This window comes from Paraburkholderia guartelaensis (assembly GCF_004353905.1).
GTDB classification, from domain to species: Bacteria; Pseudomonadota; Gammaproteobacteria; order Burkholderiales; family Burkholderiaceae; genus Paraburkholderia; species Paraburkholderia guartelaensis.
On the sequence record NZ_SMOD01000001.1, the window covers coordinates 345,156 to 366,265 of the forward strand.

A 21,110-nucleotide genomic window follows, 5' to 3' on the forward strand; every position below is an offset into this window, starting at 1 on the left:
CGCATTCATCCCGCAGGCTGGAACATCGTCATGCGCTGCAGGATCCAGTCGAGCAGCTCATGCGCGGCCGCGACGAGCGGCCGCCCCGACTTCACGAGCACGCGCGCCTTCGTGCCTCGAAAGAGCGCGTGCTCGATCGGTATGGTCACGAGTTCGCCGGCTTGGATCTCGCGCGCGGCGGCAAACTCGCCGATCAGCGTCGCGAAGTTTTCCACGGCGACAAAACGCTTGAGCGCGGTAAGCGAATTCGTGGTGAGCGTCGCGCGTATCTCGACGTTCTCCGCGAATGCCAGCATTTTCGCGAGATGCCCGATGCCGAACGTGCTGGGCATCAACGCGAGCGGCCACGCGAGGAGATCGTCGATCGTGACGGGCGTGCCCCGCAGCGCGAGCGGATGGTCGCGGCGCACCAGCAGCACGACGGGCTGCGCTGAACTCGCTCGGTATTCGATGCGCTCATGCGGCGGCGGATTGAACGCCAGGCCGATATGCGCGCGGCTTTCGGCAACCTCACCCAGCACGTCGTCGACGGGGAGCATCGTGAGGCTCACATCGAGCTTCGGATATTGCGCGCAGAACGGCGTGATGACCTCGTCGACGAGCGCATCCACGTAGCCTTCGCTCACGGCCAGATCGACGCGGCCTTGCTGAAGCCCACGCAACGCGTGTAACTGGTCCTCGAACTTCTCCTGCTGCGCGCGATAGCCGCGCCAGAACTCCAGCAGATGCGCCGCCGCTTCGGTGGGCTTCACGCCGCGCGCCTGGCGCTCGAACAGTTGCGCGCCCAGTTCGTCCTCCAGCAGCTTGATTTGCCGCGTAATGACCGAGGGCGATGTGTTCAGGCTGTCCGCCGCGCCGCGGATCGTGCCGTGCGTGAGCACCTCGTGGAAATAACGCAGCCGCTGCTGATTGATTTCGCGCATCGCGCCCTCGTTCGCGTAAAGGGACTGTTGCCTGAAAAAGAACGATATGTGAACTTTGTTGCTCTTGCTAGCGAAGTATGCCCTGGCCAGGATGGTATTGCGCACGACGCCCACCAAACAGGAGACAGGACATGGCCGCCATTCTTCCCAGCGCGAGGAGCCTTGACGCTTCCACGCTCTACAGCAAGATCAACGCGCGTTTGCTGCCGTTTCTGCTGATCTGCTATTTGTTTGCTTACCTCGATCGCGTGAACGTCGGGTTCGCCAAGCTGCAGATGCAGACCGACCTCGGCTTCTCCGATGCCGCCTATGGCGTGGGCGCGGGCATTTTCTTCATCGGCTATGTGCTGTTCGAATTGCCGAGCAATCTGCTGTTGCCGAAGATCGGCGCGCGCAAGACCTTCGGGCGCATTCTCGTGCTGTGGGGCATCACGTCGGCGTGCATGCTGTTCGTGCGCAGCGTGCCCGCGTTCTACGCCATGCGCTTCCTGCTAGGCGTGTTCGAAGCGGGCTTTGCGCCGGGCATGATCTTCTATCTCTCGCGCTGGTACGGCCCCTCGCGCATGGCGCGCGCCATTGCGATGGTGTTTCTCGCCGGGCCGATCGGCGGCATTGTCGGCGGGCCGGTTTCGGCGGCCATCATGAGCACACTCGCGGGTAAGGCGGGCCTCGCGGGCTGGCAATGGATGTTCCTCGTGGAAGGCCTGCCGTGCATCGTGCTCGGCATCGCGACGTTCCTCTATCTGCCGGACCGTCCGGCCGACGCCGCGTGGCTGAGCGACGCCGAGAAACACCGGATCGAAGCCGAAGTCGGCGCGCCCGAGGCGCACGCCACCTCGTTCGGCAGCGTGCTGCGCGATCGCAAGGTCTACGTGCTGGCGTTTGCGTACTTCTGCATCATTGCGTCGATTTACGCCATCAGCTTCTGGCTGCCCGCCATCCTCAAGGCGCAAGGCGTGAACAATCTCATCACGCTGGGCTGGTACACGTCGATTCCGTATGTCGCGGCGGCAGTGGGCATGCTCTATATGGGCCGCCGTTCGGACCGGCTAGGCGAGCGGCGCTTTCACTGCGCCGTGCCTGCAGCCGCCGCCGCGCTGCTTTTCGCGGTGTGCGCGGCCACGGGCAATCATCTGGCGCCCACGCTCGCGCTGCTCACGCTCGTGACGATGGCGTTGTGGATGGCCTACACCGTCTTTTGGGCGATTCCGCCCGAGTACATCAAGGGGCCGGCCGCGGCGGGCGGCATTGCGCTCATCAACACCATCGGGCTTTCCGGCGGATTCTGGGGGCCGGCGGCCATCGGATGGATCAAGACGGCGGCCGGCAGCCTCCAGCCGGCGCTGCTCGCCATGGGGGGCGTGTCGCTCATCGGCGCGCTGCTGATTCTTTCGGTCAGGCTCTCGAGCGCGAAGCCCTGAACGTACAGGGTGCCTTCACGGCACTGCGCGAAATTGGTTTGATCAGTCATCCTATGCAAATGAGGTAAGGGAAAATGAAGATTCTCATCGCAGGCTTCCAGCACGAAACCAACACGTTCGCTCCGACGAAAGCCAGCTATCAAAGCTTCGTCCAGGGCGAGGGTTTTCCGCCGCTCACACGCGGCGCGGACGTGCTCTCGCTGCGCGACGTGAACGTGCCTGCCGGTGGCTTCATCCAGGCGGCGGAAGCGGCGGGGCATACGCTCGTGCCGGTCATCTGGGCCGGGGCGAGCGCTTCCGCGCACGTGACCGAAGACGCGTTCGAGCGCATTGCCGGCGAAATCGTCGATGCCGTGCGGCGCGGTGGCTTCGACGCGATCTATCTCGACCTGCACGGCGCGATGGTCACCGAGCATCTGGACGATGGCGAAGGCGCGCTGCTCGCGCGCGTGCGGGCCATCGTGGGCCGCGAGATGCCCGTCGTGGTCTCGCTCGATCTGCACGCCAACGTGACCGAGCAGATGTTCACGCACGCCGACGCCATGGTCGCGTATCGCACCTATCCGCATGTCGACATGGCCGAAACGGGCGCGCGTGCCGCGCAGATCCTCTGGCGCCTCGTCGCGGAGCCCGGGCGCAGGCTCAAGCGCTACGTGCGCCGCATTCCGTTCCTGATTCCCGTGAACGGCATGTGCACGCTTGCGGAACCGGCGCGCGGAACGTACGCGCATCTCGCGCAGCTGGAGGGCGATTCGGTTGTCTCGCTTTCGTTCGCGCCGGGTTTTCCGGCCTCCGATTTTCCCGAGTGCGGCGCGGCCGTGTGGGGTTACGGTTTCGACGAGGCCGCCGTCATTGCGGTAGTGAACGAATTGGCGTCGGCCATCGTCGAGCAGGAGCGCGACTGGGAAGTGCGCTTTCTCGACCCCGACGCCGCCGTGCGCGAAGCCATGCGCCTCGCCGAGCACGCCACGCAGCCGGTGGTCATCGCCGATACGCAGGACAACCCGGGCGTGGGCGGCGACTCGAACACGATGGGCCTCGTGCGTGCGCTGTTGCGCCAGGGCGCGCGCGACGCGGCCGTGGGCCTGATCTGGGACCCGCAGGCGGCCGCGAAGGCGCATGAGGCAGGCGTGGGGGCGACGATCGAGCTTGCGCTCGCGGGCGGCACGGGCGTGCCCGGCGACGCGCCGCTTGCCGGGCGCTTCGTCGTGGAGCATCTCGCCGATGGGCGCGTACGTTTCGACGGCCCGATGATGAACGGCATGTGGACCGAGATCGGGCCGGTGGCGTGCCTGCGCATCGACGGCGTGAGGATCGCGGTCAGCTCCGTGAAGATGCAGATATTCGACCGCAATCTGTATCGCGCGGCAGGTATCGAGCCGGAGCGCATGAAGATTCTGGTGAACAAGAGTTCGGTCCACTATCGCGCCGATTTCGACGCGATAGCCTCGGCGCATCTGGTGGCGAAGGCGCCTGGCCCCATGGCCGCCGACCCCGCTGACTTGCCGTGGCAGCGCATCGATACGCGCTTGCGCCTGCGGCCGAACGGGGTGTCGCTGAGCGAGCTGCGGGAGTAGCGAGGGGTTTTGTATCCTTGTGTATTCACCGTGGCAATGGACAAGGAGGCTTGCAAAAGCAGGGGTTCGCGGAAACAAGCGGGATACGTGCGGGCGTTCAAATACACCCATGCCAGTCAGCGACGTCGCCAGGCAGACATCGAAAAGACTGGACGCACGAGCCACGCAATCGTGGTCCGAACCAACTCATTGCTTACAGGTGGATACCATGAAACTCATCAAGTCGCTGATCGTTGCCGCTGTTGTCGCTGTTCCCGTCGTCTCTTTCGCGCAGTCGGCCGAGCCGCTCACGCGTGCCCAGGTCCGCGCCGAACTGGTGCAGCTCCAACAGGCCGGCTACAACCCGGCGGCCGACTACAACGACTATCCGCAGCACATCGAGGCCGCCGAAGCGAAGGTGAGCGCGCAGAACGGTGCGGTGGCATCGGCGTTCGGCGGCGTGGCGGATGGTTCGTCGGCAGCGGGCGCGTCCACGGCTTCGGCGCCGCACGACATTCCCGGCCTGGGGCCGATCTACGCGCATCATTGATGGACGAGTGAAGGCGCGAAGGCAAGAGCGGCCCGCTTCGAGCGGGCCGTTGCACATGGCGCGACTTGCCTCATTGTGCGTCCCGGCCTAATCTGTGCCGGATACGACGACCCCGAGGCCAGCATGCAAATCCATCCTGTACGGCTGTCTCCTGGCGACGATCTGCGCGTCGCCGTCGAAAGCTTGCTGGGCCAGCAAGCCTCGCATGCGGCGTTCGTCGTTCAGGGCGTCGGCAGCCTGAGCGTTGCGCAGTTGCGATTCGCCGGCGTCGATACGCCGACCGAATTGCGCGGCGACCTGGAAATCCTCACGCTCGCGGGCTCGGTATCGCCCGATGGCGCCCACCTGCATATGTCCGTCTCCGACGCACAAGGCCGCGTGTTCGGCGGCCACGTCGCGCGCGGCTGCACAGTGCGCACCACGGCGGAACTGCTGCTGGTACTGCTGCCCGGCCATCGTTTCTCACGAGAGCTCGACTCCGCGACCGGATTCGCGGAACTGCAGATCCGCAACGCGCCAGGCTGATCCGCCTGCGCCGCCATTCGCGCGGCCCCACGCGCCGTCACAAAATTTAAAAGGGGCTTCGCTATGCTTCGGCGTTGCCTCGCTCCTGTCTTTGCTGCGTGCGAGGCCCCGCTCGGGCCGCTCCTCGAGCCGTTGTTGTGCCTCTATCTGGACGGAGACTTCGATGACGGTCGAATCCGCGCCGGCGCGCTTGCCATGGCAAAGCGCGTCGCGCAGACGTTTGAGCCTGCCCGCTGCATTCACGACGATGCGTGCACCCGCCATGCTGCTTGCATGCGCAGCCGCGCTTTGCACGCTTGACGCATGCAGCGAACGCGATAGCGACGCGCGCGCCGCGCTTACCACGAACGCCGCACGCGAACTTGCGCAAGCGCAGCCTGGCAGCGATCCACAGCGCCCTCAGCTAGCCAACGCATTCACGCTGGCGTCGGATGCGGCCGCATCGAATCTCCCAGATAGTGCGAACAGCATGGCAAACGCCGGCGTAGCCTTGCCTGCGAACGCCGTGCGCTCGCCGGCAAAGCCACCCGCCGGCGGGAGCGCGCAAGACACACAAGCCGCGCAGATCGAACCGCTTGTCACACCCGTAATCCACACCGCTGATTGACGTCCCCGGCCGCGCGGCCTTGCCGTCTGCCGCCCGTCAAGGCGGCGTGCCGTGCGTGCCTTTCTCAACCTGAAGATGGAAACCACAAGATGACATCGAGAAGCCGCCGTGACTTTCTCCGCACCGCCGCGATGAGCGCCGGTTCGGCCACCGCCCTGACGATGCTGCCGCAGGGCATCCGCAATGCGCTCGCGATTCCCGCGAACAATCGCACCGGGAGCATCCGCGATGTCGAGCACATCGTGATCCTCATGCAGGAGAACCGCTCGTTCGACCATTACTTCGGCACGCTGCGCGGTGTGCGCGGCTTCGGCGACACGCGTACGATCACGCTGCCCACCGGCAAGCCTGTGTGGAACCAGCCGCTTGCGGCCGGTGTGGGCGAAGTGCTGCCGTTCCATCCCACGGCGTCCAACCTGGGCCTGCAGTTCATCCAGGATCTGCCGCACGACTGGACGACGACGCACGCTGCCTGGAACGGCGGCCGCTACGACCAGTGGGTGCCCGCCAAGGGCACGACCACGATGGCCTACCTGACGCGCGACGACATTCCGTTCCACTATCAGCTCGCCGACGCTTTCACGATTTGCGACGCGTACCACTGCTCGACGATGACCGCGACCGACCCGAACCGCTACTACATGTGGACGGGCTGGGTGGGCAACGACGGCAGCGGCGGCGGCCCGGTGATCGACAACGCGGAAGCGGGCTATGGCTGGTCCACGTATCCCGAAGTCCTGCAGAGCGCGGGCATCACGTGGAAGATCTATCAGGACGCGGGCGAAGGCCTGGATGCCAAGGGCTCGTGGGGCTGGACGGGCGACAACCCGTACATCGGCAATTACGGCGACAACTCGCTCCTGTATTTCCATCAATACCAGAACGCGCAGCCCGGCAATCCGCTGTATGACCGCGCACGCACGGGCACGAACGTGCTGGCGGGCGGCGGCTACTTCGATGTCCTGAAGCAGGACGTGGCGAACAACGCGCTGCCGCAGGTTTCGTGGATCGTCGCGCCCGAGGCGTACTCGGAGCATCCGAACTGGCCGGCGAACTATGGCGCGTGGTACGTCGACCAGGTGCTGCAGATTCTCACGTCGAACCCGGACCTGTGGAGCAAGACCGTGCTGCTCGTGAACTACGACGAGAACGACGGCTTCTTCGATCACCTGGCGCCCCCGTTCCCGCCGGCTTCGAGCGCGAACGGCCTCTCGACCGTCGACACGACGAACGAAATTTTCCCGGGCAGCAGCAAGTACGCGGCGGGCCCGTATGGCCTCGGGCCGCGCGTGCCGATGCTCGTGGTCTCGCCGTGGTCGCGCGGCGGCTGGGTGTGCTCGGAGACGTTCGACCATACTTCCGTGATCCGCTTCATCGAGAAGCGCTTCGGTCTGCATCACGACCTGCGTGAGCCGAACATCACGCCGTGGCGCCGCGCCGTATGCGGCGACCTCACGTCGGCGTTCAACTTCGCCACGCCTAACGCGGCCATTCCCGCGCTGCCTTCCACGACGGGCTACGCGCCGCCGGACAAGCTCCGTCACCCCGACTACGTGCCGGTGCCGCCGGTCGTGGGCAGCGTGCCGAAGCAGGAAGCGGGCGTGCGCAATGCGCGGGCGCTGCCGTACGAGCTGTTCGTGCGCTTCGATGCGAACGCCAACTCGGGCGCCGTCACCACACGCTTCGTCAATTCGGGCCGCGCCGGTGCCGTGTTCCTCGTCTACACGGCGGGCAGCACCGATGCGCCGCGCACCTATACGGTCGAAGCCGGCAAGCATCTGCAGGACAAGTTCGCGATCGGCGCCAGCGGTGCGTACGACTTCACCGTGCATGGGCCGAACGGGTTCCTGCGCCGTTTAGCGGGCACGCAGGTCAAGTCGGGCTGGTTCGGCGGCAACGAAACGGCGCGCCCCGAAGTGGCCGAGGGCTACGACGTGGCGAACGGCAACCTGCAACTGCGTCTCGAGAACAAGGGCGGCGCGCGTTGCCAGTTCACGATCGTCAACGCGTATGACCCGAGCACGAAGATCCAGCGCACTGTGCCCGGCGGCGACACCGAGCAGCTTTATCTCGACCTGCGCAACGCGTACGGCTGGTACGACCTGACGATCACGGTCGATAGCGATTCGACGTTCGTGCGGCGCATTGCAGGCCACGTCGAGACGGGCCACCCGAGCTATAGCGATCCCGCGCTCGGCGCCTGATGTAGCCTAATCCGAGCAGGAATTCGAGCCACGGCTTTCGCGAGCCGTGGCTTTTTTGTTTACCGCGCAGTTATGCAGACGCGCCTCTAGCGCCAGCGTGGCGGCGGTGGTCCCCAACCGGGATGCCGGACGTGTCTCGGACCCATGAAATGCGGAGGACGGTGCCACGGAGAAAAGCCGTGGCGCGAATACACAACGGGAGGCGGCCACATCGGCGCGGCGGGATGCATGAAAAATACGGGCGGCGGCGGCGCGTAGAACGCTCCCGGAATTCCGATGCCCACGCCGACATTGACGTTCACGCGCGCCTGTGCGGTTTGCATCGCGCACAGCGTCGTCGCGATACAAAGGAATGCAAACTTCAACACACGGAGTTTCATCGCCGATCCTCCGTCGCGAGCGCGCGTTGCGGGCGCTCGCGGCTGGTTATTTCGTGTGCGCTTCAGTGGGCCGGAAAGCGGCGTCCGCAAGCTTCTTCTGCGAGTCGGGCATGGTCGCGTAAAGCGCCGAGAAGGCATCGAGCATCGCCTTGCTGCCATCGGCATTCGCCTGGGCAATCTCGTTCCACGATTGAAGATTCTCCACCGCGGTTTGTTGCTGGGCATTATCGTGCCGCTGCTGGATCAGATCATCCACCGTTTTGGCGTTATTGCGCATGACGTCGGCCACTTTCGCCCACTGATCCTCTTCGGCGGGAGTAATCTTCAGTTCGGCATGCAATTCTTTCACGCGGTCGTCGACAGTTTCAACGTGATGCTGATGCGACGACGCAGCCGGAGCGCTGGCCTGCGCCCAGCACGTGGAAGCGCCGAGCAGGGCTAGCGCAAGCAGGACAGGTTTCATTGTCAGCCCTCGCGAAAAGCGTTTGCCGGCAATGGCCGGCAAGTCGGAACGAAGCATTTTGATCATAGCAGCGGCGGCAACCAATTTCGGCATCCTCTATGTAACAGCGAATAACAGGGAATATCAGGGAATAGGGCACGATTCCCGAAAAGCACCACGCTTCACTCACGCAGAAAATCGGCTTGGCTTGCCCGGCAGCGAGTCATTCTGACGATACAAGGAGGCAACGTGGCGATTCGATTGGCATTTCAGAGGGCATCCCATTCGCATTCCGCTCCCGTCGCCCGGTTAGCGTGGGGAAGACTGGCGTGCGCCACCCTGGCCGTTGCAACTTTGGCGGGCTATGTGCCTGCGAGCCGCGCCGCGGTGTCCATCATGCGCCCGCCCCGCGAGGCGAGATCCGACGAACCGCTCGTCGTGACGATCGTGTATTCCGGCGATGCGCCGACCGGCAGTTCGATCGACGTGCCGCGCGACTTGAGCATCACGCTGACCAACGGCGAGGCGTTGCCGAAGGCCGTGCTGCTCGCGCGCGAACCAGGCGCACCCGAGCATTTGCGGCTCGCCGCCGGAGAGATGAAGGCCGTGAGCTATAGCGCGGCATGGCCCAAGTGGGCGCGCGGCGCGTTGAGAGTGGATGTGCCGGGCGTGGACGTTTCGCCTTCCGTGGTCCTGCTCACGCGCATGCCGGCCTCGGCAACGGCGAACGCCGCGGCTCCTGCCTCCGCGCCTTTGGTGCCGGCGGCAACGGTTGCGTCCGCATCGGAACCGGTCGCCACGGCGCCAGTTGAAGGACCGATGGCGGGCAATGCTTCGCTTGCGGCGCAAATGCCGCCTTCCACCGTAAAGCCCTCGAATTCGCTGGTGCCTGATATTGGCACTTTCCTCGCGGGCCGTCTTTCGTTCTACCAGCCAAACTATTTCGCGGACGGCTGGTCGTCGAGCGACGCGGATCTCGCAAGATTCCAGATCAGTATCAAATTCCGCTTCATATTGCCGGACGATCCGCGTTCACGCGGTTTCCTCGACAACCTCTATTTTGCTTATACGCAGACTTCACTTTGGGATGTCCGCGGGGACGAGTCGCCGTTCCACGATACGAGCTACATGCCCGCGCTTTTCTACTACCTCGAGGACACCGGTTGGAGGTCCAGCTGGTTCACCCGGATGGGTATCGAGAGCGGCTACGAGCACGAGTCGAACGGGACCGCCGGTTCAGGGTCGCGCGGCGTCGACATCGTGTACGTGAAGCCGATCTGGGATTTCGGCGACCTCAACGCCAACCACCTGACCATCGAGCCGAAAATCTACGCCTACGAGCACATCCAGGAGTCGAATGGGGATATTGCCCACTATCGCGGCTATGTCGATCTGCTGTTCAAATATGGCAGCCCCGACGGCTGGCAACTCGCAACGACCTTGAGAAAGGGCACGAGATCGACCTATGGAAGCGTCGATGTGCAATTTACATACCCGCTTGCCAAGCTATTCGGCAATGCATGGGGCGGGTATGTGTTCCTCAACTATTTCAACGGCTACGCCGAAGATCTGCTCTATTACAATCAGCACCGCTGGGCTGCGCGTATCGGTTTCGCCGTGTCGCGCTAACTGACTTTGGCGTGTGAATGTTGGGAAACGTCATTCGTCCGGCGCGCGTCGGGTCACGTAATGCTTTGACCCACCACGAACCGGTGGCCATCCGGTGTAGCGACGGTGCATTCGCGCATGCCGTACGGGCGATCGACCGGAGGCTGCAGGACAATTGCACCTCTTTGCGCGATTTCATCGTGGAACGCTTGAACGTCGTCGACTTCCAGATAGCCGAAGTAGCTATGGTCGCCCGTCGCCGCTGGGGACAACGCATCGGGGCAATGGCCGAGCATGATCCGCACGCCGCCCCTCGTGACGATGCGCCAGTCGGTCGCGTCGGCCCAATCCACGCGAAAGCCGAGCACGTCGCGAAAGTATGCGGCGTTGCGCTCGAGGTCCTGGACGGCAAGGACGAAAGCGAAAGGGCGTAGCGTGTTCGTGTCGGTCATGGACTATCCTCCCTGGCAGCATTCGATGATCGCGGCGTGAGTATGACGCACGCGTCGGGCACCGTGTTTGCTCGCTGCACAAGCAGTGCGCCATCCGCAGTCGCGGCTAGCCGGTTGCCGCGCTGTACACGCGCGCACATCGGAGGAATGACCATGAATGAGCAACGGGAAGAGCGCGTCCGGCGACGCGCTTATCAACTCTGGGAAGACGACGGCGCGCCGGAAGGTCGGGCGGACGAATACTGGGGCCGTGCCGAAAAACAGATTGCCGCCGAATATGACGCAGAAGGAGAAACGTCGAGCATCGCCAGCGACCAGGCCGGCAAGCGCCGGCATGCCGGTGAACCCCTGCAGGAAAGCGACGCCATGCCGCCGAGCGAACTGGCGCGCGACAAGCGGCGCGGCGGCGGGTGAAATCACGCGTTGATCACGCATGTGCCGCGCTTCAGGCTACAGTCACGCCAGCCGGTGCGACCTGTTCGCACATCAATGATGCGCGAACAGGTCGTTACGGCCCTCGTGTGACATGAGTGCGTCGTGGCGCGACGTTTGCGCAACCGACGCATTCGAGGTGCCCGAGCTTTCCATGCCATAGCCGGAGTCGTCGGTGCGTTGCGTGCTGGCGTGCTGCGGGTTCGCCGGTTGCTGCATTTGCATCTGCATCTGCCTGGTTTGTGCCGCGGGTTCGGTGTCCTGTGCGAACGCGGCGGCCGGCAACGCGACGGCGAGCGAGACAATAGCAGTAGCAAGTAGAAGTTTCATGATGCATGGCTCCAGATAATAAAATCGATTCGGATGACTAAAGAAATGCGCGAATTGCAAAACCGTTTTTGCAGACGCCCATTCAATCTTGCGCAGTCCGGTCACTACAGCGCATGTCCCCAGACTACGCAGCCAACCTTAGAGTTTGCTTATGCGCACGCAACGGTTCGCGTCTAGCGCATTTTCGTTCGTGGTTAAGGCTTAGTTAAGCAACGGCGGCATATAGTGCCAAGCTGTTTTGTTCCGCCCGTCATGCGGCGCAAGGAGTGTTCATGTCCACCACCACTCGAAGTCTCATCGAAGATACGGTCAGCAAGGTCCCCGCCGTGACGCTCGGCTTCTGGATCATCAAGATTGCTTGCACCACGCTCGGCGAAACTGGCGGTGACTGGGTGACGATGTCACTGAATCTGGGCTATCTGGTTGGCTCCCTCATTTTCCTTGCATGTTTCGTGGTGCTGGTTGCGGCGCAGATCCGCGCGCAGCGCTTCTACCCGTGGCTCTATTGGGCGACGATCGTTGCCACGACCACGCTAGGCACGACGCTCGCCGACTTTTGCGACCGCTCGCTCGGCGTAGGCTATCCCGGCGGCGTATCGATCATTCTTCTGTTGCTCGTGGCCAGTCTCGCGATCTGGTACCGGGTGGAAGGCACGGTTTCGATCGAGAGCGTCGCGACGCCGCGCGTCGAGTGGTTTTACTGGATTACGATCCTGTTTTCGCAAACGCTCGGTACCGCGCTGGGCGACTGGGTGGCGGGCGAAGACCGCGGCGGCCTTGGCGTGGGCTACGAATACGGCGCTGCGATCTTTGGCGCGGGCCTCGTTGTCGTCGCACTGCTGTGGCTGTGGCCGCGCGTTTCGCGCACGGCGCTTTTCTGGTTCGCGTTCGTGCTCACGCGTCCGCTCGGCGCGACACTGGGCGACCTGCTCGACAAGCCTGTCGCCGATGGCGGCTTGCACTTCAGCCGCTTCTATGCATCCGCGCTGCTGGTGATCTTTATCGTCGGCTGCATCGTGGTGCTGCCTCAGCGTGCCGCTCGCCGCTCGCAAAACGCGTAGCGTGCATGGGTCATTGCGGCATCACGCACGTGAAATTGGTCGCGCGATTCATATTGCCCTTGCCTAAATAGCGCGGAAACGCCGGGTAGCGGCACAGCGGCCGCGTCCGGCCGTTCGTCGCCTGGGCAATGTCGGTCGCGAACAGCGTTTCCGGCGCGCTGCCGTGCGTGACCCAGTCGTCGAGCGCGCCGAGCAGATCGACGGATGGAATGAACACGCCGTTGCCGTGCTGGTAACCCGGCACCATGTAAAGCCGCATGAAGCTGTCCACGCGCTCTTCGCCGTAGCGACCCATCAGCGCCTGGTAGTACGCGATGGTCTGGTTCGGGCTGATGACCTCGTCGGCGAGCCCCTGCAAGGTGATGAGCTTGCCGCCGCGCGCGATGTAGCGCGAGATGTCCGGGTTCATCGCGCCGATCGTTGTCGACAGCGTAAAAAGCCGCTCGCGATAACGGCCGGGATGCATCACGTCGAAGTTCGTCGAATCGAAAGTCGGGTCGTGCGTGATGAAGTACTTGAGGTACGCATCGCCCTGCGCGTACAGGTAGCCATTGGAGACGAACCCTGGTTGACTCAGCCGCTGCGGTGAATGCGCAAGGCCCAGCATGCTCGTGAAACGCGTGCCCTGGAACACGTTGTAGCCGCGATAGCTGTCCGTGTTCCAGGCTAGCGCGTAGGGCAGGCGCAGGCCGTCGCGCAAGCTCGTAAGCGTCGCGATCTGCGGTGGCGTGAGGCAGTCATCGTTGGCCTGCTGGCGATCCGCTTGATCCTGTGCGGGGCAACGCAGCGAGTCAATGATCTCCGGCTCTTTCGCGCGGCAGGACTCGACGTCGCTGATGATGCCGTCCGCGGCGCCGTCGAGCGCATCGCACACCTGCATCACGCGCTCGTACACGTGCTCCAGCAACTGCGGCGAAAGATAGCCGCCCGGCGTGCGGTATTCGTGCTGGCCCACCACGACGCCTATCAAACGCACGCCCGAGAAGTTCAGCGCGGGTGAATTCGCGATCACGCCGTCGTAGTCGTCAGGATAGCGCTGGATCACGGTGTAGCCTTCGCGGCCGCCCGTCGAGCCGCCCGCGAAATACATATGCTCCGGCGGCCGCCCGTAGCCGAGCGTGATCAGTGCGAGCGCAACGTCGTGAGCCTTCTTCAAATGCGCGTAGCCAAAGTTGGTCACGGCCTCTTCGAGCAGGCCGAAGTTGGCCTCCGACGACGTGCCGTTGTGGCCGGAGTCATCGCCGAAGGTCGCATAGCCGCGCGCGAGCGGCGCGCGGTCAGGCGAGAATGGCATCGGGCCGGTTCCTGTCACCACGACGCCGCTGTAGCCGCCGCCGCCGAATTGCAGCGCGCGGCCGTTCCAGCGGCTCGGCAGGTTCACCTCGAAGCGGATATCCGGCGTCCCGGCGCTCTGGGCGCGGATCACGCCGGTCAAGCGGCAGAAGTCGCCGTTGAGATTGCCCGTGGCGGTCGCGGGGATCATCGCAGCGCTTTGCACGAGCGCACCGTTGGTCGGCAGGCCGATGCTCGCGGGCGGCAGCAGCGCGCCGGCAAGGTCGATGCAATGCAGCGGCAGGGAAGGCGTGTGCTGGGCGAATGCGTGGCCGCTAGCGATGAGCGTCAGCGTGGCGATGACGATCGCCTTGAGGGATTCGAGTGCACGGTTGCCCCGACGTATCATCCGCAGCCGGCTCCGTTGACGGTCGCGCGGGCCTTCTCCTTCTGGCGCCCGAGCGTGCTGCGCCACGCCCTGGCGAGCATGAGCGTCGCGCCGATCGCGACGATGTCGCCGGCCAGCGCCGCCGCGAACGCCGCCGTGCCGTGCAGCGCGTGTGGCGTGGCGGTGTCGACGATCACCGAGATCAGCGTGCCGCCGACGAAACACACGAGCCCCGTGCGGCCCACGGTCACGACGGCGGGCACGCGCGCGGCGATCCGCGCGATCGTGCCGCGATGGACGAAATACGCCGCCACCATGGCAATGCCGATGAAGTTGACGACGCGCGCGAAGGCCAGATGCTGTTTCATTGTCCCAGGCATGGGTTGAGTCAGGACGAACCATTTAGTCGCCGCGAACAGCGCCACCGCGGCGAACGCGCATCGTACCAGCCAGCGCGCGGTTTCCGAGGTCTTGAAACCGGGCGGAACCGGGTGCAGCCGGCAGAGCATGCCGAATACGAACATCAACTGCCAGGCGAATGGGTTGAACGGCCAGTTCGCGAAGGTGCTCGCGCCGACGAGCACAGCCAGCAGCGGCGCGAAGGCCCAGAGCAGCAGGCTGCAGATCAGCGTGGCGAGCGGCGCGCGGCGAGCGAAGGGCACGGCTGCGGGCACGCACAGCGCAAATATGACATACATCGGCAGCACGCTCGATAGATACGGCTGGCGTGCGAGCAACAGGACGTGGAAAGTCTCGCGCATGGGATGCGTGGCAAACGACGCCCAGCCGCTCAGGTCGGCGGCAGCGGGGTTCAGGTGCAAGAGCGCGAGTATTGCGCCCGAGAGCAGCGTGAGCAGGGCGGTCAGCAGATAGGCGCGGTAGATTTCCCAGCTGCGGCGCAGGAAGCGCCCTTGTGCGGCGCTCATGCCACGGTGCGCGCGCACGGCCATAAAGGCCGCGGCCGACGCGTAGCCGCCGAGAAACACGAACACTTCGGCGGAGTCGCACAGTGCGTAAGCGTGCAACGTCACCTGCGACAAGGCGCTGCCCGGAATGTGATCGAGCACGATCACGATCAGCACGACGCCGCGGAAAAAGTCGACTTCGATCGAACGCCCCTGGCGAGACTCCATGGTGCCCTCGCAAGCATCGCGGCGGCGCCGTTCAGGCTGGCGTCAACCGCTCGATGAATGGCAGGGCGGCTCACTGATCGTGTCGCCGCCCTTGTGCGTACGAGAGCATCTCGCAGGTATCGTTCCCTGCTCGCGGCGTGGTTAGCGCTTTACGCGCCTGATATGACGCGCACGCCATGTTGGCGCCATCCGCATGCCAGCTATGTGGCAGCTGGAATGGCACCTGCGCGTGTCCGGTGTGCCGCTTACTTCGCCGCAGCGGCGCGCTCGATCCCGGCGATGTCGATCTTGCGCATGGTCATCATCGCTTCCATCGCGCGCTTGCCGGCTTCGCGATCGGCACCGAAGACGCATTCGAGCAGGCGCTTTGGCGTGATCTGCCACGAAAACCCCCAGCGATCCTTGCACCAGCCGCAGTCCGATTCCTCGCCGCCATTGCCGACAATGGCGTTCCAGTAGCGGTCGGTCTCTTCCTGGCTGTGGGTCTCGACCATGAAGCTCACGGCCTGGTTCGCCTGGAAGTTGGGGCCGCCGTTCAGGCCCACGAAGCGCCGGCCGAGCACCGTGAATTCGACCACCAACTCCGCTCCCGCACCGATGCCTGGTATCGGGGAAACATGGCCAGCCCCGACATGGCTGTCCGGAAACGTCGCGGCGTAGAACTCCGCCGCTTCGCGTGCTCTACCCTCATCGAACCACAGGCAAGTCACAAGCTCCGCCATCACGATCTCCTTTGACAAGGCGCCGCATTGTCGACGCGTACCGCACATTGTGACAAAGCCTCGGCTGTGTGTGGGATTTTTGCTGGCGGAGCGTGGTGGCTAGTCGATACAACGCTCGATTGCGAGGGACTGGGCGGACTGAGCGCTGTACGAATCCAGCTTGCCGTGTTCCGAAGGTGATTCGGACTGCGATGCAACACAGACCGCAAGATTGGCGCGGGTGCTGTGCGGCGCGACCATGAGCGCAAGCATGAGCGCCATGAGCGCTGCAACCAGAATACCGACGCCGCGCAAGCTCGCGCGCAGCACGGGCGACAAGGGGAAAATGGCGCTAAAACGCGAAGTCTGTTCGACGATGGTTCGGAACATGGCGGCCTCTTTGCAGTGAACGTCGAGGGTATGACGTCACGATAGGCAGGCCACGCAGCCGCGACAAGACCCAACCGCGCCTCAAAACATGGGGCCACGCGCGGCGGGACAGAAGGGCATACGATTACTTCAGGAATGCTTGACGATAGACATTCGGCGCGGCGCCGAACGCGTCGCGAAAGCGATGGCTGAAGTGGCTCGCGTTCGCGTACCCGCACTCTGCCGCGATCTGCGCGAGCGGCAGAGCGGTCGTGCGCAACAGGAGACGGGCGCGCTCCAGACGCTGGGCCGCGATCCACGCATGCGGCGGCAGCCCGAACGAGGCGCGAAACATGCGCGCGAGGTGGTATTCGGAAAGGCACGCGACATCGGCCAGCGCGCCGAGCGTCAGTGTCTCGCCCAGGTGGGCGTCGACATAGTCGCGCAGACGCCGCCGTGTCGATACGGCAAGGCCGCCTTTGAGGGCCGCGCCCGCGCGCCGCACGCCCTGGCTGCGCAGCAGCAGGCTCAGCATTTCGTGCGCCGTTTCGTTGCTGCGCAAAAGGCCGTCTGGATCGGTCCAGTTCTCGTTGGCCAGCGACTGGCAGAGCACGGCAATGCGTTCGTCTTCGAAATACGTGCGATCGGCGAGTGTGAGTTCGCGCGGCTCCCGGTCGAGTTCGCGCACCGCGCGCTGCGTGAAGTGCTCGGGCAGGAAGTACAGATGCATGAAATGCATGTGGCCGCGCACCCACCAGCGCGATTCATGATCGCCGGGAAGCGCGCAGAGGCGGCTTGGCGCGCCGTACACGCCGGGCAGTTTCTGCCGCTCAGTGCGATAGCCGCCGTCGAGATAGCACGACAGCGTGTGATGGCCCGGCCGGTCATAGACGGTTTCGGCCTCGCGCGTTACGCGCGTCCACACGGCGGCCGCAAACTGGTCGCCGAGCCACGCAAAGCGCTCCAGCGTCGCATTGGCCTCGCTCAGCGTGCGGCACACCGAATGCAGCCCAAAGGGCGTATTGGCGAGGGCGGGCGCGGGAAGCGGCACCTGGGCGTTCATGGTCGGGGCGACGGGCTGCAAGGCGGTGATGGGGTCCACAAAGCGGGTTGTCAAAGCCGGTTTCAAGTATACGCTCGCGCCCCCGCTATTGCCGGCCGTGGCCGGGCGCAGGCAAGAAATGCGCAATCCTGGACAAGTCCGCGCCGGCCCCGTGCGCCATAGTTGGGGCATCGACTCGAGGTTTTTTCGGCAATGAATCTTTTACTCTACGTGCTCACCGTCCTGATCTGGGGCACCACCTGGATCGCTATCAAGTGGCAGCTTGGCGTCGTGCCTGCGCCCGTTTCGATCGCCTGGCGCTTCGGGCTCGCGGCGCTCCTGGTGTTCGCGCTGCTGGGCGTGATGCGCCGCCCCATCTGGCCGCCGCGCGCGGCGTGGCGCTATCTCGTCGCCCAGGGGCTGGCGCTCTTCTGCCTCAATTTCCTGTGCTTTTACTATGCCGAGAACATCGTGCCGAGCGGGCTTGTCGCCGTGGTGTTTTCAACCGCGCCGCTCTTGAATTCGATCAACGGACGCATTTTCATGGGGCGGCCGCTGCAACCCTCCGCCGTGGGCGGCGCCGTACTGGGCCTGATCGGGATCGTTTGTCTCTTCCTGCAGCAGATGGCCGGCCATATCGGCGATCAGACCGCGTGGCTCGGGCTCGGCGTCGCGTTTCTCGGCACGCTGTGTTTCTCCACGGGCAATCTGCTGTCCAGCCGCATGCAGTCGATGGGGCTCAATCCGCTCGTGACGAACGGCTGGGCCATGCTGATCGGCACCGCGGTGCTCGTGGCCGGCAGCGTCGTCGCCGGATTGCCGTTCAGGCTCGAAATGGATGCGCGCTACCTCGGCGCGCTGGCCTGGCTTGTCGTGGCGGGTTCGGTGATCGGGTTCACGGCCTATCTGACACTGGTGGGCCGGATCGGGCCCGAGCGCGCGGCGTATTGCACGGTCTTGTTCCCGATCGTCGCGCTGGCGGTCTCGACGGTCTACGAGGGCTACCGCTGGTCGTTGCTCGCCGTCGTCGGGCTTTTGCTGGTCGTATCGGGCAACCTCGTGGCGTTCGATCTCACGCGGCGTCTGTTCGCGCGGCGCGCGCCGGCAGCGTAAGCGGGCCTCAGCGCGCCAGGCTCGCCATCAGGGTGTTGCCATAGCGCCGATACAGCCAGGCGGAACACGGGGCGCCCAGATAGAGCGCGCCGAAAGCGGCGAGTGCGGTGCCCAGCAGATTGTGGGGGTTGAGCGAAGCGAGAGCCTGGTGCCGCGTCGCGAGGCCGGATGCGGCCACGATGACCGAGGCCGCGAGCGTTGGTAGTCCTGCGCACAACTGGATGAGCCAGATGCTCCAGCAATGCCCGCGCGTATCGGTCCACACTTCCCGTATCCTCAACGTGCCGCCAATGGCGACATGCGTGTGGAGCAGGCTCAGCCTCGTGAGCACGAAACAACTGATGCCTCCGGCAAACAGCACGAGACCTGCGCCAACGATCATTATCGGGAAGCGCGCCTCCACAGGATGCTGCACAATCGCGGCTTTCGTTGTGGGGTCGAGCGCGATCATCAGCGTGACACACAGCGCCAGGGCCAGGCCGACGAGCGCCAGCACCAGGCAGACGAGCACCGGTGCGAGCATGGCCAGTCCCCAGGTGCAGCCAAGATATCGCCAATAGCTCGGGCCTGAGATCGGCTGTGCGTTCGCCGAATCATTGTCAAGCAATACGAAGCGTATCGCGTGAATGATGAGAAGCGAAAATAGCGCGCCCTCCAGTAGTGTGAAGACGCCCAGCGGAACGTAAGTGAGGAGCCGAAACGGCGGCGTGCGGTCCGGGCGCAGGGCGTTCATGGCGGACGACGACAGCCACGCGTAGGGCAGCAGCAAAACCGCAAATGCGGGGCGGTGGCAGAGGTATCGCCAGCCATCGCGCCATGCGCCCTTCACGCACTGACCAAATGTGATCGATTCCATTCGAACCCCTTGCGCGTTGTTATTTGCGGTCGCCTCGAAGGGCCAGCGGGGCGTTTATGTGTTTTGCATCATTCGCCGATGGCCGCGCGGCCGCGTCGATTGTGACGGGCTGTGAGCGGCGAGTATGTGGGATGGCACACTGAGATTTTCGGTGAGTTATTCAATTCAATTTCAAATCCCTACATTTTTATTACGACTGCGTAAATGCAGCATTCATAAACTAATGGTTTGCACTAAAGATTCGTCTAAAGGTTGCCGATAGCCTTTTAAGAACAGAATTAATACGATTGCAAACACGCGGCACGCCGGCCGCTCCGGGGGTTACCGCCAACGCATGCGCGCGCGGGGAATGAACGAATGCAAAGCAGATGGCCCATCTCAGCGTGCAGCACACGCCTGCACACGCAATTCACGCTCCGGACGAGCGCGGTCCTCACGACGGGATTTACGTTCGCGGGCGCTATCAAGCGCAACGGCACGGACGCGACTCTGGATCGCGGGTGTCGGCATGACATGGCAGACGCCGCGAAATCCGTTCAGTGCATCGTGTGATCTTCGCCGGGGACAGGGACAAGACAAGGACGGGAGAGGCCTGCAATGAAGGTTCACGCTAGTGCGCTTACGCTGCTGCACTGGTTGGCGCAACGCGAAAGCGCGTCGGTCAGCGAAATTACTGCGTCGGGGTTGATGAATTCGCGCGAAGCATCGGATGTCGTGCGCTACGCCATGCGCAACGGGGCTGCCGAACGCATCAATAAGGGCGCGAGTGCGCGAGGATCCGCGCGCTACCGTTCTACCGGCGTCCCACTGCCGGAGCCACGGACGACGCCGGCCGGTGCGTCGTTTGACGGCTTGTTGAGCGCATGGGGAATCGCCCAGGAGCCGCCTGAGCTTCCCGCTGTGCGAACGCGCGTGTACCAGATCGAAGATAACAGCCAGGATAATCGAGGCGGAGATCGCCTCGGCAAACTAAAGCTCAATGATTGAAACCAACTGCGAGCAAATTGGGGCGACTGGGGAGACTGGAGAAATAGATACACCGTTCAGCGGACCCCGCAGGGCATTCCGGGTAGTTTCCGGGACGCCCTGGCCTGAAGTGAGGGTTCGATTCTCGCCGTTGATTTTCGCAAGGATGGCAACGGCAAACCTGCGCCGATGTGCGCGATAAAACCAACCATAAAAAGGGTTCTCTCCTGATGTCGAAACAGATCTTGCACGTCGCGCTTTGCGCGGCGTTCAGTTGTGCTGCGCTCGGCGCGGCGGCACCTGCCTCGGCTGCACTCGGCGGCATGCCCACGCCCGCGCCGGCTGGAGCTGTCTCCAGTTCGGCCAATGCGGCCGTCGTTCATGCTGCATCGGGCGTCTCCGGTACCGCGAGCGCCGCCTCGTACACGGTGACGCAAACGACTTTCGCCACCGGCACGGTCGTCCGTGAGTACGCCTCGGCGGCGGGCACGGTATTCGGCATCGCCTGGAGCGGCCCGATCATGCCGAACCTCCCCGTACTGCTCGGCACCTACTTCACGCAATACGACAGCGCGCGCGTCGCGCAGCGCACCGCTAATCCTGGCCGTGGTCCGCTGGCCGTCGAGCTTCCCAATCTCGTCGTCCATTCCGGCGGCCATATGGGCGCGTTCTCCGGACAAGCCTATCTGCCGCAGTCGTTGCCAACGGGCGTGAGCGCCACCGACATCCAATAACAAACAAAAACAAGGCGAACCATGTTGAGTATCAATGGGAAACTG

Annotated in this window: 22 protein-coding genes; 12 read left to right on the forward strand and 10 right to left on the reverse strand. The window is 64.1% G+C overall.

Features of this window, described 5'->3' with window-relative positions:
• Nucleotides 1-5: 5 nt before the first annotated feature.
• Nucleotides 6-923: a LysR family transcriptional regulator gene (locus E1N52_RS01515; RefSeq protein WP_133179537.1), complete on the reverse strand. Its 918-nt coding sequence runs from the start codon at nt 921-923 to the stop codon at nt 6-8.
• 131 nt (nt 924-1,054) lie between these two features.
• Here E1N52_RS01515 and E1N52_RS01520 point away from each other — a divergent pair, with 131 nt between their 5' ends.
• The 6 genes from E1N52_RS01520 (at nt 1,055) to E1N52_RS01545 (ending at nt 7,786) form a co-directional block, all read left to right on the forward strand.
• Nucleotides 1,055-2,344 (forward strand): MFS transporter, encoded by a 1,290-nt coding sequence (locus E1N52_RS01520; RefSeq protein ID WP_133179539.1) that lies wholly within the window; start codon nt 1,055-1,057, stop codon nt 2,342-2,344.
• A gap of 74 nt (nt 2,345-2,418) precedes the next feature.
• Entirely contained in the window at nt 2,419-3,921 is a 1,503-nt protein-coding gene (locus E1N52_RS01525) for a M81 family metallopeptidase (RefSeq protein ID WP_133179541.1), read from the forward strand.
• Between the two features lie 208 nt (nt 3,922-4,129).
• Nucleotides 4,130-4,450, forward strand: coding sequence for a DUF4148 domain-containing protein (locus E1N52_RS01530; protein ID WP_133179542.1), 321 nt, complete (start codon nt 4,130-4,132; stop codon nt 4,448-4,450).
• Between the two features lie 123 nt (nt 4,451-4,573).
• On the forward strand, nt 4,574-4,975 hold the full coding sequence (locus E1N52_RS01535) for a PPC domain-containing DNA-binding protein (protein ID WP_133179544.1): 402 nt from the start codon (nt 4,574-4,576) through the stop codon (nt 4,973-4,975).
• Nucleotides 4,976-5,138: 163 nt separating this feature from the next.
• A complete protein-coding gene (locus E1N52_RS01540) occupies nt 5,139-5,582 on the forward strand; it encodes a hypothetical protein (protein ID WP_133179546.1) in 444 nt (147 codons plus the stop codon).
• A gap of 89 nt (nt 5,583-5,671) precedes the next feature.
• Complete coding sequence (locus E1N52_RS01545; RefSeq protein WP_133179548.1) at nt 5,672-7,786, forward strand: phosphocholine-specific phospholipase C; 2,115 nt, start codon at nt 5,672-5,674, stop codon at nt 7,784-7,786.
• Between the two features lie 426 nt (nt 7,787-8,212).
• Here E1N52_RS01545 and E1N52_RS01550 read toward each other — a convergent pair whose 3' ends face one another.
• Nucleotides 8,213-8,713 (reverse strand): Spy/CpxP family protein refolding chaperone, encoded by a 501-nt coding sequence (locus E1N52_RS01550; RefSeq protein ID WP_246088903.1) that lies wholly within the window; start codon nt 8,711-8,713, stop codon nt 8,213-8,215.
• A 291-nt stretch (nt 8,714-9,004) separates the two neighbouring features.
• Between E1N52_RS01550 and E1N52_RS01555 the strand changes: the two genes are divergently transcribed.
• Nucleotides 9,005-10,237, forward strand: coding sequence for a phospholipase A (locus E1N52_RS01555; protein WP_246088904.1), 1,233 nt, complete (start codon nt 9,005-9,007; stop codon nt 10,235-10,237).
• A gap of 53 nt (nt 10,238-10,290) precedes the next feature.
• Here the strand turns inward: E1N52_RS01555 and E1N52_RS01560 are convergent, their stop codons facing one another.
• Entirely contained in the window at nt 10,291-10,668 is a 378-nt protein-coding gene (locus tag E1N52_RS01560; protein ID WP_133179552.1) for a VOC family protein, read from the reverse strand.
• Between the two features lie 153 nt (nt 10,669-10,821).
• Between E1N52_RS01560 and E1N52_RS01565 the strand changes: the two genes are divergently transcribed.
• Nucleotides 10,822-11,082, forward strand: a complete 261-nt coding sequence (locus tag E1N52_RS01565; RefSeq protein ID WP_133179554.1) for a DUF2934 domain-containing protein — start codon at nt 10,822-10,824, stop codon at nt 11,080-11,082.
• A gap of 72 nt (nt 11,083-11,154) precedes the next feature.
• Here the strand turns inward: E1N52_RS01565 and E1N52_RS01570 are convergent, their stop codons facing one another.
• Entirely contained in the window at nt 11,155-11,430 is a 276-nt protein-coding gene (locus tag E1N52_RS01570) for a hypothetical protein (RefSeq protein WP_133179556.1), read from the reverse strand.
• Nucleotides 11,431-11,702: 272 nt separating this feature from the next.
• Between E1N52_RS01570 and E1N52_RS01575 the strand changes: the two genes are divergently transcribed.
• The gene (locus E1N52_RS01575) at nt 11,703-12,491 is read left to right on the forward strand and encodes a COG4705 family protein (RefSeq protein ID WP_133179558.1); all 789 of its coding nucleotides are present in this window, start codon (nt 11,703-11,705) and stop codon (nt 12,489-12,491) included.
• 10 nt (nt 12,492-12,501) lie between these two features.
• Here the strand turns inward: E1N52_RS01575 and E1N52_RS01580 are convergent, their stop codons facing one another.
• The 5 genes from E1N52_RS01580 to E1N52_RS01600 form a co-directional block, all read right to left on the reverse strand.
• Nucleotides 12,502-14,172 carry a tannase/feruloyl esterase family alpha/beta hydrolase gene (locus E1N52_RS01580; RefSeq protein ID WP_133179560.1) on the reverse strand — a complete coding sequence of 557 codons (1,671 nt, stop codon included), beginning with the start codon at nt 14,170-14,172 and terminating at the stop codon, nt 12,502-12,504.
• Entirely contained in the window at nt 14,169-15,284 is a 1,116-nt protein-coding gene (locus E1N52_RS01585) for an OpgC domain-containing protein (RefSeq protein WP_133179562.1), read from the reverse strand. The genes E1N52_RS01580 and E1N52_RS01585 overlap by 4 nt, the downstream gene beginning before the upstream one ends.
• Before the next feature lie 245 nt (nt 15,285-15,529).
• The gene (locus tag E1N52_RS01590; protein WP_133179564.1) at nt 15,530-16,006 is read right to left on the reverse strand and encodes a VOC family protein; all 477 of its coding nucleotides are present in this window, start codon (nt 16,004-16,006) and stop codon (nt 15,530-15,532) included.
• Nucleotides 16,007-16,105: 99 nt separating this feature from the next.
• Nucleotides 16,106-16,375 (reverse strand): hypothetical protein, encoded by a 270-nt coding sequence (locus E1N52_RS01595; protein WP_133179565.1) that lies wholly within the window; start codon nt 16,373-16,375, stop codon nt 16,106-16,108.
• A 124-nt stretch (nt 16,376-16,499) separates the two neighbouring features.
• Nucleotides 16,500-17,417 carry an AraC family transcriptional regulator gene (locus E1N52_RS01600; protein ID WP_133179790.1) on the reverse strand — a complete coding sequence of 306 codons (918 nt, stop codon included), beginning with the start codon at nt 17,415-17,417 and terminating at the stop codon, nt 16,500-16,502.
• Between the two features lie 192 nt (nt 17,418-17,609).
• On the opposite strand from E1N52_RS01600, the gene E1N52_RS01605 reads away from it, so the two are divergent.
• Nucleotides 17,610-18,509 carry a DMT family transporter gene (locus E1N52_RS01605; RefSeq protein ID WP_133179567.1) on the forward strand — a complete coding sequence of 300 codons (900 nt, stop codon included), beginning with the start codon at nt 17,610-17,612 and terminating at the stop codon, nt 18,507-18,509.
• Nucleotides 18,510-18,516: 7 nt separating this feature from the next.
• Here the strand turns inward: E1N52_RS01605 and E1N52_RS01610 are convergent, their stop codons facing one another.
• On the reverse strand, nt 18,517-19,365 hold the full coding sequence (locus tag E1N52_RS01610) for a hypothetical protein (protein ID WP_133179569.1): 849 nt from the start codon (nt 19,363-19,365) through the stop codon (nt 18,517-18,519).
• Nucleotides 19,366-19,962: 597 nt separating this feature from the next.
• Between E1N52_RS01610 and E1N52_RS01615 the strand changes: the two genes are divergently transcribed.
• Together E1N52_RS01615 and E1N52_RS01620 are read left to right on the forward strand one after the other, a co-directional pair.
• Entirely contained in the window at nt 19,963-20,352 is a 390-nt protein-coding gene (locus E1N52_RS01615) for a hypothetical protein (RefSeq protein ID WP_133179571.1), read from the forward strand.
• A 209-nt stretch (nt 20,353-20,561) separates the two neighbouring features.
• A complete protein-coding gene (locus E1N52_RS01620) occupies nt 20,562-21,065 on the forward strand; it encodes a DUF2844 domain-containing protein (protein WP_133179573.1) in 504 nt (167 codons plus the stop codon).
• Nucleotides 21,066-21,110 lie beyond the last annotated feature (45 nt).